The organism is Pseudomonas sp. GD04015 (assembly GCF_029837675.1).
GTDB lineage: Bacteria > Pseudomonadota > Gammaproteobacteria > Pseudomonadales > Pseudomonadaceae > Aquipseudomonas > Aquipseudomonas paralcaligenes.
Map to the genome: position 1 here is coordinate 93304 of NZ_JAOEEE010000016.1, position 15556 is coordinate 108859.

Consider the following 15556-nt stretch of genomic DNA (forward strand, 5'->3'; position numbering starts at 1 on the left):
GCTTGCAGCTCTAGCGGTTCAGGCGCTGCTCGATCAGGCTGTCGACCACGCTGGGGTCGGCCAGGGTCGAGGTGTCGCCCATGTTTTCCAGTTCGTTGCAGGCGATCTTGCGCAGGATGCGCCGCATGATCTTGCCCGAACGGGTCTTGGGCAGGCCCGGCGCCCACTGGATCAGCTCCGGCTTGGCGAAGCTGCCGATCTCCTTGCCGACCAGCGAGAGCAGTTCCGCCTTCAGTTCCTCGGAGGGTTCCAGCCCCTTCATGGTGGTGACGAAGGCGTAGATGCCCTGGCCCTTCACGTCGTGCGGGTAGCCGACCACCGCGGCCTCGGCCACCGCGTCGTGCAGCACCAGGGCGCTCTCCACCTCGGCGGTGCCGATGCGGTGGCCGGAGACGTTGATCACGTCGTCGACCCGGCCGGTGATCCACCAGTAGCCGTCCTCGTCGCGGCGCGCGCCGTCGCCGGTGAAGTAGTAGCCGGGGTAGGGCTTGAAGTAGGTGTCGATCATCCGCTGGTGGTCGCCGTACACGCTGCGGATCTGGCTCGGCCAGCTGGCCTTGATCGCCAGCACGCCGGCGCCGGGGCCGTCGATCTCCTTGCCCTGTTCGTCGAGCAGCACCGGCTGCACGCCGAAGAAGGGGCGGGTGGCCGAGCCGGGCTTGAGGTCGGTGGCGCCGGGCAGCGGGGTGATCAGGATCGAGCCGGTCTCGGTCTGCCACCAGGTGTCGACGATCGGGCAGCGGCGGTCGCCGACCACGTTGTAGTACCACTCCCAGGCCTCGGGGTTGATCGGCTCGCCCACCGTGCCGAGCAGGCGCAGGCTGGAGCGGTCGGTCGCCTGCACCGGCGCCTCGCCCTCGCGCATCAGCGCGCGCAGGGCGGTCGGCGCGGTGTAGAAGATGTTCACCTGGTGCTTGTCGATCACCTGCCAGAAGCGCGAGGCGTCCGGGTAGTTGGGCACGCCTTCGAACATCAGGGTGGTGGCGCCGTTGGCCAGCGGGCCGTAGACGATGTAGCTGTGGCCGGTGACCCAGCCGACGTCGGCGGTGCACCAGTAGATGTCGCCGTCGTGGTAGTCGAACACGTACTTGTGGGTCATGGCCGCGCCCAGCAGGTAGCCGCCGGTGGTGTGCAGCACGCCCTTGGGTTTGCCGGTGCTGCCCGAGGTGTAGAGGATGAACATCGGGTCCTCGGCGTCCATCGGTTCGGCCGGGCAGTCGGCGTCGGCCTCCTTCAGCGCCTGGTGGTACCAGAGGTCTCGGCCTTCCACCCAGTCGATCTCGCCCTGGGTGCGCTCGACCACCACCACGGTGCTGACGTCCGGGCAGCTCTGTAGGGCCTTGTCGACGTTGTTCTTCAGAGGGATGTACTTGCCGCCGCGCACGCCCTCGTCGGCGGTGATCACGGTGCGGCAGTCGGCGTCGAGGATGCGGTCGCGCAGGGCGTCCGGGGAGAAGCCACCGAACACCACCGAGTGGATGGCGCCGATGCGCGCGCAGGCCAGCATGGCGTAGGCGGCTTCCGGCACCATGGGCATGTAGATGCACACCCGGTCGCCCTTCTTCACGCCGCGGCTCTTCAGCACGTTGGCCAGGCGGCTGACGTTGTGGTGCAGCTTGTTGTAGGTGATGTGGGCGGACTCGGCCGGATTGTCGCCTTCCCAGATGATGGCGATGTCTTCGCCGCGGGTGGCCAGGTGGCGGTCGATGCAGTTGTAGGCGACGTTGAGCTTGCCGCCCTTGAACCACTGCGCCTCGCCCTTGGTGAGGTCGCTGTGGTGCAGCTGGCCCCACGGCTCGAACCAGTGCAGGAACTGCCGCGCCTGCTCGCTCCAGAAGGCTTCCGGCTGTTCGATGGACTGGCGGTACAGGCGCAGGTAGGCGTCGTTGTCGAGCAAGGCGCGCTGGCGCACGCTGTCGGGCACGGGGTGGCGAGTGATCTCGAACATGGCGGGAATCCTTCTTATTGTTGAGCCGCAATGCCGAGCAGGGTGGACCAGGCAACTGCCCGGTTCAAGTGCCGGCGCCTCAGTGCGGCATGCGCGGGTACTCGAGCTGTTGAACCACCAGGCGCTCGGTCGCCGCTCCATAACGTTCGGCAATGTCGCGCAGGGCCAGTTCCAGGCTGGCCATCGTCGTTGCGTGCGGGGCGGGCTCGGGCGGCAGCAGTTCGACGCTCGCCTGCCGTGGCAACAGTAGCAGGCCCGCACGGCCACGCACGGGGCCGGGCGCCACGGCCAGCACCTCGCTGCGGAAGGTGCGGCCGTAGGCGTCGGCACGCAGGGCCAGCGCCGCTTCGTCGAAGCCTTCGGCGACGACCAGGCCGATGCGCTGGTGCCGCCAGAAGGCCAGCCAGTTGCCGGCCACCGTCAGGTAGTCGCCAGTGGTGAAACCGAAGTTCGCACTGGCATGGTCTGGCGACCAGTCGTCCACGCCCAGTTCGCGTGCCAGCCGTTCGGCCCGCGGCGTGCCGGCGATGGCCTCGACCAGGGCCAGGCTCAATGGCACGGCGGCGCTGATGCCGGCACTGCTGACGATGCGGCCGTCCACCACGTAGCGGCGGTCGGCCTGCCAGCGGGTATCGGGGAACTCCTTCTCGCGGTCCTCGCGCGAGTACCAGTGGCCCGTGGCGCGTCGCCCCTGCAGCAGGCCGGCGTGGCCGAGCAGCAACACACCGTCGCAGATGGCCACCAGGGTCGCCCCCTTGGTCGCCTGTTCGGCCAGCCAGGCGGTCAGGCGCGGGTCGTCGCTGTGGTGCACGGCGGGCACTATCAGATAGTCCGCGCCCTCGGGGTGGTCGCGGTCGAACTCGGAGAGGCTGGCCTGCGCCTGGATGCGCAGGGCCGGCATCATCTCGATGGGGCCGGAGTCGCGGCCTAGCGCCACCAGATCGGCTACGCCGGCGCGACCGAGAATGCCGTAGGGCACCAGGTAGTCGGCCAGTTCGGTCATGCGATTGTCACCGACCACCGCCACCAGCGGGCGCTCGCGACCGAAGCGAGGCTCGTGGGGCGGCAGGCGCTCGTCGGCCGGAGCGATCAGCGGTAACAGCAGGAGCAAGGCGAGCAGGGCAGGGCGCATGGTGAGGCTCCACGGGGAAGGCGTTGGCGTTGCAGTCTGCGCCGGCACATATTGGCGTGAATGACAACCATGGATGAAAATCTGCCAACCCCTTCCAAGAGCTGCGCCATGTCATCGCCCCACGAAGTGCTGTTGCTGGTGTTTCCCGGCTTCCAGTTGCTCGACGTCAGTGGTCCTGCCGAGGTGTTCGCCGCGGCCAACGATCTGCAGGGGCGGCCGTTGTACCGCTTGCGCCTGATTTCGCTGGAGGGCGGCCTGGTGGCGTCGTCCTCGGGCCTGGCCATGCACACCGAGCCGATGCCGGTGGCGGAGATGCTGGAGGGGTGCACCCTGCTGGTCAGTGGTGGTCTCGGTGTGCATCAGGCCATGGGGCGTGGCCTGCTGGCGGCATGGCTGAAACGGGTGGCGCCGTGCATGGCGCGCTGCGGCTCGGTGTGCACCGGCGCCTTCCTGCTGGCCCAGGCCGGGCTGCTCGACGGGCGCCGCGCCGCCACCCACTGGCGCTATGCCGAGCTGCTGCAGCGGCTGTTTCCACGGGTGCAGGTCGAGGCGGATGCGCTGTTCGTCGAGGAGGATCGGCTGTTCAGTTCGGCCGGCGTCAGTTCCGGCATCGACCTGTGCCTGGCACTGCTGGAGGCCGATCATGGCCGCGAACTGGCGCTGCAGGTGGCCAAGGGACTGGTGGTGCATCTGCGCCGCAGCGGCGGTCAGCGCCAGTTCAGCGCCGAGCTGCTGGCCCAGGCGGCCGCGCCGGGTGGCGTGGTCGAAGGCCTGGTGACGTGGCTGCGCGAGCATCTGCACGAGGCGCTGGATGTCGAGCGGATGGCGGCGGCGCTGTCGCTGTCGCCGCGCAGTCTGCATCGGCATTGCCAGGCCGAACTGGGCCAGACCCCGGCGCGCCTGCTGTTGCAGTTGCGCCTGGAACGGGCCTGTCGCCTGTTGGAGAACGGCGCGCCCTCGCTGAAGCGGGTGGCGCAGCAGACCGGCTTCGCCAGCGAGTACAACCTGCGGCGTGCCTTCCTGCAGTCGCTGGGCATCGCGCCCAGCGACTATCGGGCGCGCTTCAGCCGCGGTGACGGCCGCGGAAGAAGTCGATCAGGCCCTGGGTCGAGGGGTCCTCGGCCGGCGGCTGGTCCCAGCCGGTGAGGCGCTGGTAGACGCCTTTGCCGAGATCCTTGCCCAGCTCCACGCCCCACTGGTCGAAGGCGTTGATGCCCCAGATGACGCTCTGCACGAACACCTTGTGCTCGTACATCGCCACCAGCGCGCCCAGGCGGCGGGGGCTGATGCGCTCCAGCACCAGGGTGTTGCTCGGGCGGTTGCCCGGGATCACCTTGTGCGCGGCCAGGCGCTGCACCTCGTCCTCGCCCAGGCCCTTGGCACGCAGCTCGGTCTCGGCCTCGGCGCGGCTCTTGCCGAGCATCAGCGCCTGGCTCTGCGACAGGCAGTTGGCGTAGAGCCACTGGTGGTGGTCGGCCACCGGGTTGTAGCTGACCACCGGCACGATGAAGTCCGCCGGGATCAGCGGGGTGCCCTGGTGCAGCAACTGGTGGTAGGCGTGCTGGCCGTTGCAGCCGACGCCGCCCCAGATCACCGGGCCGGTCTCGGTGCTCACCGGGCTGCCGTCCTGGCGCACGCTCTTGCCGTTGGACTCCATGTCCAGCTGCTGCAGGTGCTTGGTGATGTTCCGCAGGTAGTGGTCGTAGGGCAGGATGGCGTGGCTCTGGGCGCCCCAGAAGTTGCCGTACCAGACGCCGAGCAGGGCCAGCAGCACCGGCATGTTCTTCTCGAACGGGGTGCTGCGGAAGTGCGTGTCCATGCTGTAGGCGCCGGACAGCAGCTCCTTGAAGTTGGACATGCCGATGGCCAGGGCGATGGGCAGGCCGATGGCCGACCACAGCGAATAGCGCCCGCCGACCCAGTCCCACATGGGGAAGATGTTCTTCTCGCGGATGCCGAAGTCGATGGCCGCGTCCCGGTTGCTGGTGACGGCGATGAAGTGCCGGTACAGCTTCTCCTCGGTGCCGCCGCGGGCCAGGTACCAGGAACGCGCGGCCTGGGCGTTCTTCAGGGTCTCCAGGGTGCCGAAGGACTTCGACGAGACGATGAACAGGGTGGTCTCGGCGTTGAGCTTGGCGGACAGTTCGTGGAATTCGCTGCCGTCGATGTTGGCCAGGTAGTGGCAGCGCACGCCGTGCTGGGTGAACGGCAGCAGCGCCTCGGACACCAGCTGCGGGCCGAGGAACGAGCCGCCGATGCCGATGTTGACCACGTCGGTGATGGTCTTCTCGCTGTAGCCGCGCCACAGGTTGCTGTGGATGCGGCTGACGATGTCGGTCATCTGGTTGAGCACGCGGTGCACTTCTGGCATCACGTTGACGCCGTCGACCTTGACGCAGTCGCCGATCGGCCGGCGCAGGGCGGTGTGCAGGGCGGGGCGGCCCTCGGAGGCGTTGACCCGCTCGCCATTGAACAGCGCCTCGATGGCGTCCTGCAGGCCGGCTTCCCGAGCCAGGTCGACCAGCAGGCCCAGGGTCTCCTCGCTGAGCAGGTTCTTCGAGTAGTCGAGGAAGATGCCGCTGGTGCTCATGGAGAAGCGCTCGAAGCGTTTCGGGTCGGCCGCGAAGGCCTCGCGCATGCTGAAGTCCTGCATGGCCTGGCGATGCTGGCGCAGGGCCTGCCAGGCCGGCAGGGTGGTGACGTCGAGCGGGTGCTGGTAATACGCCATGGGTGGCAATTTCCTTTGTGTGCGGCGTTCCGGTATCTGGAGGTTCAGGGCTCTGGGTGGTGCGCGCCTGTCGTTGCGTGCCTCGGCACGCGGGCGCGGTGCACCAACAAAAAGCCCGGAAGGGTTCCGGGCTTGGAGTGTAGCGGTCGCCGACTCGTTCAGGCGACCTGCACGGGGATGGCGTTGCTGGTGTGGCTCAGCTCGCCGTCGGCGCCCATGTAGAGGACGCGGGGCTGGAAGTTGGCCAGCTCGGCCTCGCTGTAGTGGGCGTAGGCGCAGATGATGACGCGGTGGCCGACGCCGGCCTTGTGCGCGGCGGCGCCGTTGACCGAGATGATCTTCGAGCCTTCCTCGCCGCGGATGGCGTAGGTGGTGAAGCGCTCGCCGTTGTCCACGTTGTAGATCTGGATCTGCTCGTACTCGCGGATGCCGGCCAGGTCCAGCCATTCGCCGTCGATGGCGCAGGAGCCTTCGTAGTCGAGCACCGCGTGGGTGACGATGGCGCGGTGCAGCTTGGCCTTGAGCATGATGGCGTGCATGACTACTTCCCCCTCGGAATACTGCGGCGGCAGAGTGTGCCCGAACCCCCGCGGGGGTTCAAGGCCAGGCGATATGCGGGTTACAGCTCGAAGGCCAGGTTGTCGATCAGGCGCGTGGTGCCGAGGAAGGCGGCCGCCAGGATGACCAGCCGGGTGTCTTCGGCGCGGGCCGGACGCAGGCCGACGGACTCGCGGATTTCCAGGTAGTCGGGGCGCAGGCCGGCGCTCAGCAGGCTGCCCTTACCGCTCTCCACCAGCTGGGCGAAGTTGCGCTCGCCGCCGCGGATGGCCTCGGCCAATTGGCGCAAGGTTCGGTGCAGGGCGGGCGCCTGGGCGCGCTGTTCGGCGCTCAGGTAGCCGTTGCGTGACGACAGGGCCAGGCCGTCCTCGGCGCGCACGGTCGGTTCGCCGATGATCTGGACCGGCATGTTCAGGTCGCGCACCAGGGTGCGGATCACGGCCAGTTGCTGGAAGTCCTTCTCGCCGAACACGGCGATGTCCGGCTGGACCATGTTGAACAGCTTGGTCACGACGGTGGCGACGCCCTCGAAGTGGCCCGGCCGGCTGGCGCCGCACAGGCCCTCGGAGACGCCGGGCACGCTGACCCGGGTCTGACCTTCCTGGCCGTGGGGGTACATCTCGTCCACCTCGGGGTGGAACAGCAGGTGGCAGCCGGCGGCGACCAGTTTTTCCTGGTCGGCGGCCAGGGTGCGCGGGTACCTGGCCAGGTCTTCGCTGGGGCCGAACTGCAGCGGGTTGACGAAGATGCTGGCGACTACGAAGTCGGCGCGCTGGCCGGCCTTCTCCACCAGGGCGACGTGGCCCTCGTGCAGGTTGCCCATGGTCGGCACGAAGGCGACGCGCTTGCCGTCGCCGCGCGCCCGCGCCACGGCGGCGCGCAGTTCCACAACGGTCTTGACGGTGTTCATGCTGAGAATCCGTGCTCCGCGGCGGGGAAGCTGACGTCCTTCACCGCGCGCACGTAGGCGGAGAAGGCCGCCTGGATGCTCGGCTGGCCTTCCATGAAGTTCTTCACGAACTTGGGCGCGCGGCCGCTCAGGGACAGGCCGAGCATGTCGTGCATCACCAGCACCTGGCCGTCAGTGGCGGAGCCCGCGCCGATACCGATGACCGGAATCTTCACCGCCTGGGTGATCTCGGCGGCCAGCTCGCTGGGCACGCATTCGAGCAGCAGCATGGCGGCGCCGGCCTGTTCCAGCGCCATGGCGTCGGCGCGCAGCTGGCGGGCGGCGGCTTCGCCGCGGCCCTGCACCTTGTAGCCGCCGAACACGTTGACCGCCTGCGGGGTGAGGCCCAGGTGGACACACACCGGCACGCCGCGCTCGGCCAGCTGGCGGATCGGCTCGGCCAGCCAGCTGGCGCCTTCCAGCTTGATCATGTGGGCACCGGCCTGCATCAGCGCGGCGCTGCTGGCGAAGGTCTGTTCCAGGGTGGCGTAGGCCATGAAGGGCAGGTCGGCGAGGATCAGCGCGCCCTGGTTGCCGCGCTTGACCGACGCGGTGTGGTAGGCCATGTCGTTCAGGGAGACCGGCAGCGTGCTGTCGTGGCCCTGCAGGACCATGCCCAGGGAGTCGCCCACCAGCAGCACCTCCACGCCGGCCTCGCAGGCCGCCCGCGCCAGGGTGGCGTCATAGGCGGTCAGCATCGCGATCTTCTCGCCTTTCTGCTTCAGGCCCAGCAGGGTGCTCACGGTTGTATCAGGCATCAAGGCTTCCTCATCAGCGGGCCGGACTACGGCGCTCGTGTCGCCTTCTCGGCCTTCTTGGAGCGGTGTTGTATGCACCGCCTCGGGGCAACGGGACGCCTATAGTCCCGATGGGGGGGCGTGAAGTCAATCGCATGTGTTACCGCGCTGTTACGGCGTTACCCGCTGCGCTCGGCCCCGCGTGGGCGGCGGCGCGCCCCGGGTTACAGGGCGCGTTCGGCGAGGCGTTCCAGGCCTGCGTAGGGGCAGACGGCGAGCAGCGCCGGCAGGGAGCGGCCGTCGGGCAGCTGGAGGTCGGCGGGGGCGATCTCGGCCAAAGGGTAGAGGACGAAGGCGCGCGCGTGCATGTGGTAGTGGGGCACGGTCAGGCGTTCCTCGGCGAGCAGGCGCTCGCCGAACAGCAGGATGTCCAGGTCCAGCGTGCGCGGACCCCAGCGCTCGGCCTTGCGCACGCGGCCTTGTTCCCGCTCGATGCGCTGCAGGGCGTCGAGCAGCTCCAGTGGCGCCAGGTCGGTGTCCAGCGCGGCCACGGCGTTGACGTAGCGCGGCTGGTCCGGCGGGCCGAGCGGGTCGCTGGCATAGAAGGAGGAGACGGCGGCCAGCCGGCTGTGTGGCAGTTCGGCGATGGCCGCCAGGGCGTCGCGCAGTTGCCGGAGCGGCTCGGCCAGGTTGCTGCCGAGGCCGAGGTAGACCCGTTCCATCACTCTCCGGCCGGACCGTCGCTGCGTGGGCCGCGACGGCGGTTGCGCCCGCCGCGGCGACGCTTACGCGCGGCCGGCGCGGCGGGGCCTTCGCCGGCATCTTCCTGGCGGTTGCCGAGGGCGCGGATCATGGCGCGACGTTCGCTGTCGGTGGCGTCCTGGTAGTCGGTCCACCAGTCGCCGAGGCCGCCGGTCTGCTCGCCGGCGTCCTCGCGCAGCAGGAGGAAGTCGTAGCCGGCGCGGAAGCGCGGGTTCTCCAGCAGCAGGTCGGCGCGCTTGCCCTGGCGGCGCGGCAGGCGTTCCTGCATGTCCCAGATCTCGCGGATCGGGATGGTGAAGCGCTTGGGCACGGCGATGCGCCGGCACTGTTCGAGGATCAGCTCGTGGGCCGCCTCCTGCATGGCGGGGATCGGCGGCATGCCGCGATCCTGCAGTTGCAGGGCGCGCGCCGGCAGCGCCGGCCACAGCAGGGCGGCGAACAGGAAGGCGGGGGTCACCGGCTTGCCGACGGCGATGCGCTCGTCGGTGTTGGCCAGGGCCTGGCGGATCAACCGGCCGGCGTATTCCGGGTTGCGTTCCAGGGCCTTGGCGCTGGCCGGGAACAGCGGGGCGAACAGGTCGTAGTCCAGCAGCAGCTCGAACGTCCTTTCCGCTCGGCCGGCGAGGAACAGCTTGAGCACTTCCTCGAACAGGCGCGCGGCGGGAATGTCGCGCAGCATGGGCGCCAGGCGGCGGATCGGCGCGGCGCTGTGCTTCTCGATCTCGAAGTCGAGCTTGGCGGCGAAGCGCACGGCGCGCAGCATGCGCACCGGGTCTTCCAGGTAGCGCTGCTCGGGATCGCCGATCAGGCGGATCAGGCGGTTGCGGATGTCGTGCACGCCGTGGGCGTAGTCCAGCACGCGCTCGCCGGTGACGTCGAAGTACAGCGCGTTGATGGTGAAGTCGCGGCGCTGGGCGTCGCTCTCCTGGCTGCCGTAGACGTTGTCGCGCAGGATGCGGCCGCTCTCGTTGCGCGCGGACAGGTGGCTGTCTTCCTCGTCGTCGCCCTGCGGGTGGTTGCTGCGGAAGGTGGCGACCTCGATGATCTCGCGGCCGAAGTGCACGTGGGCCAGCTTGAAGCGGCGGCCGATCACCCGGGCGTTGCGGAACTCGGCGCGGACCTGCTCCGGCGTGGCGCTGGTGGCGACGTCGAAGTCCTTCGGCTGCACGCCGATCAGCAGGTCGCGCACGCAGCCGCCGACCAGGTAGGCCTGGTAGCCGGACTTCTGCAGGCGGTCGACCACGCTCACCGCGTTGCGGCTGAACTGGCCGCGCTGCAGCGAGTGCTGGCGCGGGCCGAGGATCTCCGGCGTGCTGCGAGGACGGGGTTGGCGCTTCAGCGCGAGGGGCGAGCGAAGGGACTTGAACAGCTTTTTCAGCATGGGAGGCACTGTTTGCAGGGATAAGCGGCCGGAAATGCCGGTAACCGCACGATTGGCGCGGATTCTAGCATCGGGAAGGAGAAGGATGGAAAAGGCAGGCTGGGGATGATGAGAGGGGTGAAGCTACTGGGGGAGCCGAAGCTCCCCCCCAAAATGGTGCGTGCTTTGTTTTTATTGTTATGCCGGGCCTGTTGTTCTTGTTGTAAGCCCGTTTGAGGTATCCCAAGCTGGGTACCAGGAGCAAACGGATTGCTTTGGATGCTGATGCTGCCATGATCTTTCCGTGATCCAACCAGTGCAGGCGCTGCTTTAGTGCAGTTTTTGTTGTTCTCAGCCTGGTCGTGGGGCGAACCCCAAAGGCAAATCCTCTCCAAAAGAATCAGTTAGCTGCGCCTCCGCGTTGTTGTTCTTGTTGGGCTGGAGCCGTTCTGTATTGTTTTTATTGTTGAGGTTTCAAGCGTTGTTATTGTTGTTGTGCCAGAGATAAAGCAGATGCCGTGCCAGTTTTTGTAAATCCTTTATTTTCAATGACTTGATGATTTCATGGCCGGACAGCAGGCCGAAAAAAGCCGAGTCATCGTTACCGATGAACCCGGCTTTTGTTACGCGATGTTGATGTGGGGTAACAGCTGCGGAACCAATCGCGTGGGGTTCTGTCGCGCTCAGCCGGCTGTCGCGCCCGACTTGCGACGCGGAATGCCCAGGCGCTGGCGACGCTCCCACAGGCACTTGCGGCTGATACCCAGCTTGCGCGCCAGCTCGGTCTCGGTCATGTGGTCCTGGTGCTCCAGCACGAAGTGCTGGAAGTAGTCTTCCAGGGACAGGTCCTCGGTGGGCTCGTGGTTGTTGCTCGCCGCCGCCTGGGCGGAGGGCGCCTCGGCGAAGTCGTCGTCGTTGAGGTCGTCCAGCTCGATGTCGATGCCCAGCAGCTCGGCGGAAATCTCGTTGCCCTCGCAGAGAATCACCGAGCGCTCGATGGCGTTCTCCAGCTCGCGCACGTTGCCCGGCCACGGGTAGTGGCGGATCGCCTGCTCGGCGTCGTGGGCGAAGCGCAGTCCTTCGCGGCCCATGCGCTCGCACTGGCGGACGAGGAACGCCTGGGCGATTTCCAGCACGTCGGCGCCGCGCTCGCGCAGCGGCGGCAGCTTGAGGGCGATGACGTGCAGGCGGTAGTAGAGGTCCTCGCGGAACTGGCCGGTCTTGGCCAGGGTCTTGAGGTCGCGGTGGGTGGCGGCGATCAGGCGCACGTCGACCTTCTGCGACTGCACCGAGCCGACGCGGCGGATCTCGCCTTCCTGCAGCACGCGCAGCAGGCGGGCCTGGGCTTCCAGTGGCAATTCGCCGATCTCGTCGAGGAACAGGGTGCCACCGTCGGCCGCTTCCACCAGGCCGGCGCGGCCCGCACTGGCGCCGGTGAAGGCACCTTTCTCGTGGCCGAACAGCTCGGATTCGATCAGGGTCTCGGGAATCGCCGCGCAGTTCACCGAGATCAGCGGCGCCTTGGCGCGGCGGGACAGGTTGTGCAGGGCGCGGGCGACCAGTTCCTTGCCGGTGCCGGACTCGCCCTGGACCAGTACATTGGAGTCGGTGGGCGCGACCTTGCGGATCTTGCCGTAGAGGTCCTGCATGGCGGCGCAGGAGCCGATGATGCCGATGTCTCCCTCGGCGGCGGCGCCGTTGGCCTTGCCGGCGGGCTTGCTCGGCGCCTCGCCGGGCGGGTTGCGCCGGGCCTCTTGATTGTCGCGCAGGATGCGCGCCACGGCCTGGAGCATCTCGTCGTGGTCGAAGGGCTTGGCGATGTAGTCCACCGCGCCCATCTTCATCGAGTCCACGGCCGAGCGCAGGCTGGCGTAGCTGGTCATGATCAGTACCGGGGTGCCCTCGGCCAGCTTGATCAGCTCGGTGCCGGGGGCGCCGGGCAGGCGCAGGTCGCTGACCACCAGGTCGAAGGTGGGGATGCTGTAGCGCTCCTGGGCTTCCTGCACCGAGCCGGCCTCGCTGACCTGGTACTGGTTGCGTTCCAGCAGGCGGCGAAGGGCGGAGCGGATGATGGTTTCGTCTTCGACGATGAGGATGTGCGGCATTGTGTTCTCTCGACGGTCTCCGGATCGGCGAGGCCCGTGGTACGGGCGCGCGACGATCACAGGTCACTACTCAGGTCGCTACGGACGTCGCTTCGACATAGCGCGGCAGGGTAACGCGGAATCGGGTTCCGCGCTGGCGCTCGGGGTCGGCCGGGCTGTCTATGATGATCTGTCCATAATGCTCTTCCACGATCGAATAGACCAGCGCGAGGCCCAAACCGGTGCCCTTGCCCGGGTCCTTGGTGGTGAAGAAGGGTTCGAACAGGCGGTCCATGATCGCCTGCGGAATGCCCGTGCCCTCGTCCTCGACGATCAGCTCGACGCTCTGTTCGCTGGCCTCGCTGCAGACCCGGATCGCGCCGCCCGCCGGCGAGGCGTCGCGGGCGTTGGACAGCAGGTTGATCAGCACCTGGGCGAGGCGCTGCGGGTCGCCCTTGGCCAGGTGGTCGGGGTCGCACAGGTTGAAGAACTGCACCTCGGTGCCGTGGCGGTTCAGCGACAGCAGGCCGATGGCGTCCTGGGCCACCTCGGCCAGGCTCACCGGGTACTCGGCGTGCTGCTGGGCGCCGGCGTGGGCGAAGTTCATCAGTGACTGGACGATGCGCGAGATGCGCTTGGTCTGGTCGAGGATCTGGGTGCTCAGCTCGGCTACCTCGTCGTCGTCCTCGCGCTCCTCGCGCAGGTTCTGCGCCAGGCAGGCGATGCCGGTGACCGGGTTGCCGATCTCGTGGGCCACGCCGGCGGCCAGGCGGCCGATGCTGGCCAGGCGTTCGGAGTGCACCAGTTGGTCCTCCAGCACGCGGGTCTCGGTGACGTCCTCGACCAGCAGCACCAGGCCGCTGTTGCCCGGTGCCAGCGGCTCGTCGATGGCCGCCTTGTGCAGGTTGAGCCAGCGCACCTCGCCGTCGAGCGCCAGGTGCTGCTTGTGCTGGTGTTCCTCGTCCTGCTCGATGAAGCCCTGCAGCATGCCGCGCCAGGGTTCCTCCAGGCTGAGCAGGCGCGAGCCGACCACGCGCTGGGCGGCGATGCCGGTGAGTTCTTCCATGGCCCGGTTCCACATCAGCACTTCCTGGTCCTTGGCCAGGGAGCACACGCCCATGGGCAGCTCCTGCAGGGTCTGGCGGTGGAAGCGGCGCAGGGCGTCCAGCTCGGCGGCCAGGCCGGTGAGGCGCGACTGGTAGTCCTCCAGGCGGGTTTCGATGAAGTGGATGTCCTCGCTGACGTAGGCCTCGCTGCCGGACTTGTAGGGCAGGAAGGTTTCCACCATGTCCTGCGCCACGCTCGGCCCCATCAGGCCCGAGAGGTTGGCCTCGACCCGGTCGCGCAGGCGGCGCAGGGCGTAGGGGCGGCGCTCGTCGAAGGGCAGGTGCAGGTCGCGCAGGGCGCGCTCCACTTCCTTCTGCGCGGTCACCGCGCCGAGCGGCTTGGCCAGTTCGGCGGCGAATTCCTGCGGCGAGCCGGCCAGCAGTTCGCGTCGTTGCGGGCGACGCACGTTGTCCACGGTGCAGGCCTCGGCGGCGCTTTTTTCCTCGTCGCTGCCCTCGGTGAACAGCGAGACCAGGGTGAACACCAGCACGTTGGCCGCCAGCGAGCCGACGGCGGCGAGGTGCCAGCTGTTCTCGTCGAGCACGTAGACCACGTCGACGAACGGCAGGTGCAGCCCCTGCAGGTTGCTCACCAGCGGGATCAGCATGCTCACCGCCCACACGCCGATGCCGGCCAGCAGGCCGGCGATGAAGCCGCGGTGGTTGGCGGTCGGCCAGTACAGCACCGACAGGGCGCCGGGGAGGAACTGCAGGGTGGCGACGAAGGCGACGATGCCCAGGTTGGCCAGGTCCTGCTCGGCGCCGAGCAGCAGGTAGAAGCCGTAGGCGGCGGCGATGATGGCGATGATCAGGCCGCGCCGGGTCCACTTCAGCCAGCGGTAGATGTTGCCCTCGGCCGGCGGCTGGTACAGCGGCAGCACCAGGTGGTTGAGCGCCATGCCGGACAGCGCCAGGGTGCTGACGATGATCAGTCCGCTGGAGGCCGACAGGCCGCCGACGTAGGCCAGCAGCGCCAGGCTGCGGTCGCCCACGGCCAGGCCCAGGCCCAGGGTGAAGTACTCGGGGTTGGTGGTGGCGCCGATCTTCAGGCTGGCCCAGAGGATCAGTGGCACCGACAGGCTCATCAGCAGCAGGAGCAGCGGCAGGCCCCAGCTGGCGCTGACGATGGCGCGGGGGTTGAGGTTCTCGGTGAAGGTCATGTGGTACATGTGCGGCATGACGATGGCCGAGGCGAAGAACACCAGCAGCAGGGTGCGCCAGGGGCCTTCCTGCAGCGGCGTGTGCAGGTCGTTCAGGGCGGACTGGTTCTGCATCAGCCACTGCTCCAGCTCGCCCGGGCCGCCGAACACGCCGTACAGCGCGTAGAGGCCGATGCCGCCCAGCGCGCCGAGCTTGATCACCGATTCGAAGGCGATGGCGAAGACCAGGCCTTCATGTTTTTCCCTGGTGGCGATATGGCGTGCGCCGAAGAGGATGGTGAACAGGGTGATCAGGGCGCAGAAGCCGAGGGCGAAACGGTCCTGCAGCGGTTCCCGGGTAAGGATGCCGATGGAGTCGGCCACCGCCTGGATCTGCAGCGCCAGCAGCGGCAGCAGGCCGACCAGCATGAACAGCGTGGTCAGTACCCCGGCCCAGGTGCTGCGGAAGCGGAAGGCGAACAGGTCGGCCAGCGACGACAGCTGGTAGGTGCGGGTGATGCGCAGGATCGGGTAGAGCAGCACCGGCGCCAGGAGGAAGGCGCCGGTGACACCCAGGTAGCTGGCGAGGAAGCCGAAGCCGTACTGGTAGGCCAGCCCGACCGTGCCGTAGAAGGCCCAGGCGCTGGCGTAGACGCCGAGCGACAGGGTGTAGACCAGCGGGTGGCGGATCACCTGGCGCGGGATCAGGCCCTTCTCGCTGATCCAGGCCACCCCGAACAGCAGCAGCAGGTAGCCGGCGCTGATCAGGATCAGCTGGCTGAGTTCAAAGCTCGTCGGCATCGCGCTGGCTCTGCAGGATGAGGGTGACGACGATGAGGATCAGCCATAGCAGGTAGGGGCGGTACCAGGCGCCATTGGCGTCGATCCACCAGTCCATGATGGCGGGGGAGAACAGGTAGATCCCCACCACCAGGATCAGGACCAATCGGTAGATGTACATGCGGCATCTCGTCTGAGGATGGGGCCGATGGTAAAGGAAGCGGCGGACGGCAACTACCGGCAGGCGCATGGCCTGTGGGTGCCGTCTGGCCA

General features: G+C 68.1%; 12 protein-coding genes. 1 reads left to right on the forward strand and 11 read right to left on the reverse strand.

The genetic code is table 11. The features are described 5' to 3' along the window. Window positions 1–10: 10 nt before the first annotated feature. Both acs and N7640_RS15195 read right to left on the reverse strand, forming a co-directional pair. Complete coding sequence (gene acs, locus N7640_RS15190; RefSeq protein ID WP_279902667.1) at window positions 11–1948, reverse strand: acetate--CoA ligase; 1938 nt, start codon at window positions 1946–1948, stop codon at window positions 11–13. A gap of 79 nt (window positions 1949–2027) precedes the next feature. Beyond that, the gene (locus N7640_RS15195; RefSeq protein WP_279902666.1) at window positions 2028–3080 is read right to left on the reverse strand and encodes a DJ-1/PfpI family protein; all 1053 of its coding nucleotides are present in this window, start codon (window positions 3078–3080) and stop codon (window positions 2028–2030) included. 108 nt (window positions 3081–3188) lie between these two features. On the opposite strand from N7640_RS15195, the gene N7640_RS15200 reads away from it, so the two are divergent. Beyond that, window positions 3189–4226, forward strand: coding sequence for a helix-turn-helix domain-containing protein (locus N7640_RS15200; RefSeq protein ID WP_279902665.1), 1038 nt, complete (start codon window positions 3189–3191; stop codon window positions 4224–4226). Here the strand turns inward: N7640_RS15200 and pgi are convergent. The 9 genes from pgi to N7640_RS15245 form a co-directional block, all read right to left on the reverse strand. Next, entirely contained in the window at window positions 4144–5808 is a 1665-nt protein-coding gene (gene pgi / locus N7640_RS15205) for a glucose-6-phosphate isomerase (protein ID WP_279902664.1), read from the reverse strand. The genes N7640_RS15200 and pgi overlap by 83 nt on opposite strands. A 158-nt stretch (window positions 5809–5966) precedes the next feature. Continuing rightward, entirely contained in the window at window positions 5967–6347 is a 381-nt protein-coding gene (panD, locus tag N7640_RS15210; RefSeq protein ID WP_279902663.1) for an aspartate 1-decarboxylase, read from the reverse strand. Between the two features lie 80 nt (window positions 6348–6427). Further along, window positions 6428–7276 (reverse strand): pantoate--beta-alanine ligase, encoded by an 849-nt coding sequence (gene panC / locus N7640_RS15215; protein ID WP_279902662.1) that lies wholly within the window; start codon window positions 7274–7276, stop codon window positions 6428–6430. Beyond that, entirely contained in the window at window positions 7273–8073 is an 801-nt protein-coding gene (panB, locus tag N7640_RS15220; protein WP_279902661.1) for a 3-methyl-2-oxobutanoate hydroxymethyltransferase, read from the reverse strand. Before panB ends, panC begins: the two co-directional genes overlap by 4 nt. A 203-nt stretch (window positions 8074–8276) precedes the next feature. Next, window positions 8277–8774: a 2-amino-4-hydroxy-6-hydroxymethyldihydropteridine diphosphokinase gene (gene folK, locus N7640_RS15225; RefSeq protein ID WP_279902660.1), complete on the reverse strand. Its 498-nt coding sequence runs from the start codon at window positions 8772–8774 to the stop codon at window positions 8277–8279. Next, a complete protein-coding gene (locus tag N7640_RS15230; protein WP_279902659.1) occupies window positions 8774–10195 on the reverse strand; it encodes a polynucleotide adenylyltransferase PcnB in 1422 nt (473 codons plus the stop codon). Before N7640_RS15230 ends, folK begins: the two co-directional genes overlap by 1 nt. Window positions 10196–10857: 662 nt before the next feature. Next, window positions 10858–12279 carry a sigma-54 dependent transcriptional regulator gene (locus tag N7640_RS15235; protein WP_220812197.1) on the reverse strand — a complete coding sequence of 474 codons (1422 nt, stop codon included), beginning with the start codon at window positions 12277–12279 and terminating at the stop codon, window positions 10858–10860. 70 nt (window positions 12280–12349) lie between these two features. Further along, window positions 12350–15304: an ATP-binding protein gene (locus N7640_RS15240; protein WP_220812199.1), complete on the reverse strand. Its 2955-nt coding sequence runs from the start codon at window positions 15302–15304 to the stop codon at window positions 12350–12352. After that, a complete protein-coding gene (locus tag N7640_RS15245) occupies window positions 15288–15464 on the reverse strand; it encodes a hypothetical protein (RefSeq protein ID WP_192318065.1) in 177 nt (58 codons plus the stop codon). Before N7640_RS15245 ends, N7640_RS15240 begins: the two co-directional genes overlap by 17 nt. Window positions 15465–15556 lie beyond the last annotated feature (92 nt).